The sequence below is a fragment of the Idiomarina sp. 28-8 genome, from assembly GCF_000320945.2.
In the GTDB taxonomy this organism is placed as follows: Bacteria; Pseudomonadota; Gammaproteobacteria; order Enterobacterales; family Alteromonadaceae; genus Idiomarina; species Idiomarina loihiensis.
The window spans coordinates 1-1,623 of sequence record NZ_BANL01000044.1; the positions used below are offsets into that span (position 1 = coordinate 1).

The 1,623-nt window shown below is 51.7% G+C and carries 2 protein-coding genes; both read left to right on the top strand.

From position 1 onward, the window contains the following. Positions 1-105 precede the first annotated feature (105 nt). On the top strand, positions 106-1,125 hold the full coding sequence (gene istA, locus RJ32_RS00005; RefSeq protein ID WP_034823186.1) for an IS21 family transposase: 1,020 nt from the start codon (positions 106-108) through the stop codon (positions 1,123-1,125). Then, the coding region (locus RJ32_RS00010) for an ATP-binding protein (RefSeq protein ID WP_034823188.1) at positions 1,122-1,623 on the top strand (502 nt) is incomplete at its 3' end. The genes istA and RJ32_RS00010, both read left to right, overlap by 4 nt.

The following is a 1,623-nucleotide window of genomic DNA, read 5'->3' on the forward strand; positions in this document are numbered from 1 at the left end:
TGTCACCGGCAATGTAAAACTGACCCACTAACGGCAATTTAAAATTGACCCACCTGAGGCACAATGACCGCCTGATCTGAAAAAAAGAACGGCGGTTGAGATGCAATGTTAAATCAGGAGTCACTAGTGGATATTCATGTGTTACACCAACAAGGTCACAGTATCCGGGCTATCAGCCGCAAATTAGGCATAGCACGCAACACAGTTCGCAGTTATTTGCGCGACATAGCGCGCACACCGAGTTATGGACCAAGGCTTGAGCGACCATCAAAACTGGATCCCTTTAAGCCTTATCTGCGGGAGCGTATTGAAGCCGCAAAGCCCTACTGGATACCGGGAGCCGTCTTGTTCCGTGAAATTGAAACGCAGGGTTATGACGGTAAGGAAGGGATTGTAAAAATCTATATCCGTCAGTTTAAGCCTCAGACTGAAGAGGAAATTGTCCGATTTGAAACGGCACCGGGGAAGCAAATGCAGGTGGACTTTACGACCATCAAGCGGGGTCGCTTTAAGCTCAAAGCTTTCGTTGCAACCATGGGCTTTAGCCGCGGCTCTTACGTTCGGTTCAGCACTCACGAGAAGCAGGAGGACTGGATAACCGGTATTCGGGAAGCCTTGCACTACTTCGGCGGTGTGCCGAAAGAAGTTTTGTTTGATAATGCCAAATGCCTGATGATTGAGCGCGATGCGTATGGTGAAGGTCGTCATCGCTGGAATAAGCACCTGCTTGAGCTGGCGTCCGATTATGGATTTAGGCTAAGAGCCTGCCGCCCATATCGAGCTAAAACCAAAGGTAAGGTCGAGCGGTTTAACGGCTACCTGAAAAACAGTTTTATTACGCCACTGGCAGCGACGTTGAAGCAAGCCGGGCTGGCATTGGATGTAGAAACGGCTAACGCTCAGGTCGGTCCCTGGCTCGAGGATGTCGCGCATCAGAGAAAACACGGAACCACGAAGCAAAAACCTGCGGTATTGCTGGTTAAAGAGCAACTGGCGTTAGCACCGTTACCGGCAAGGCCGTTGTCCGATAAAACCCGGCCAATACCATCACGTACCGCAATGCCGATAGAGAGCTTCCAGCACCCGCTAAGTGTCTACGACCAATTACTGGGCGCTCGCCCATGAACCTGCAAATGGAGCGGATACAGAGTGCCTGTGACACACTGAAATTAGGCACCCTGGCAACCGAATGGTCAGCAATCGCTGACACCGCCGCCGGTAGAGAAGACTCATTGGCTGACTTCCTTGAGCAGTTGCTGAGCGTTGAGCTGGAAGCCCGGCAGCAACGCACACGGGAAACCCTGCTCAAGTTCGCCGGATTACCGGCCATAAAATCGTTCTCGGATTACGACTTTAAGTTCGCCACCGGGGCACCCAAAAAACAGCTTCAGGAGCTGACCAGCCTGGCCTTTATCGAGCGGGCAGAGAACATCGTTTTACTCGGGCCAAGCGGTGTGGGGAAAAGCCATCTGGCATTAAGTTACGCCTATCAGGCCATTCAGAAAAGCATTAAAGTGCGCTTTATTACCGCTGCCGACCTGATGCTGCAGCTGGCGACGGCAAAGAAGCAGGACCGGCTCGAAAGCTATATTAAACGCAGTGTTATGGCACCCAAACTACTGG

Excerpts from the sequence above, each read along its gene's own strand:
- istA (WP_034823186.1), top strand. The coding sequence starts at position 106 with ATGTTAAATCAGGAGTCACTAGTGGATATTCATGTGTTACACCAACAA.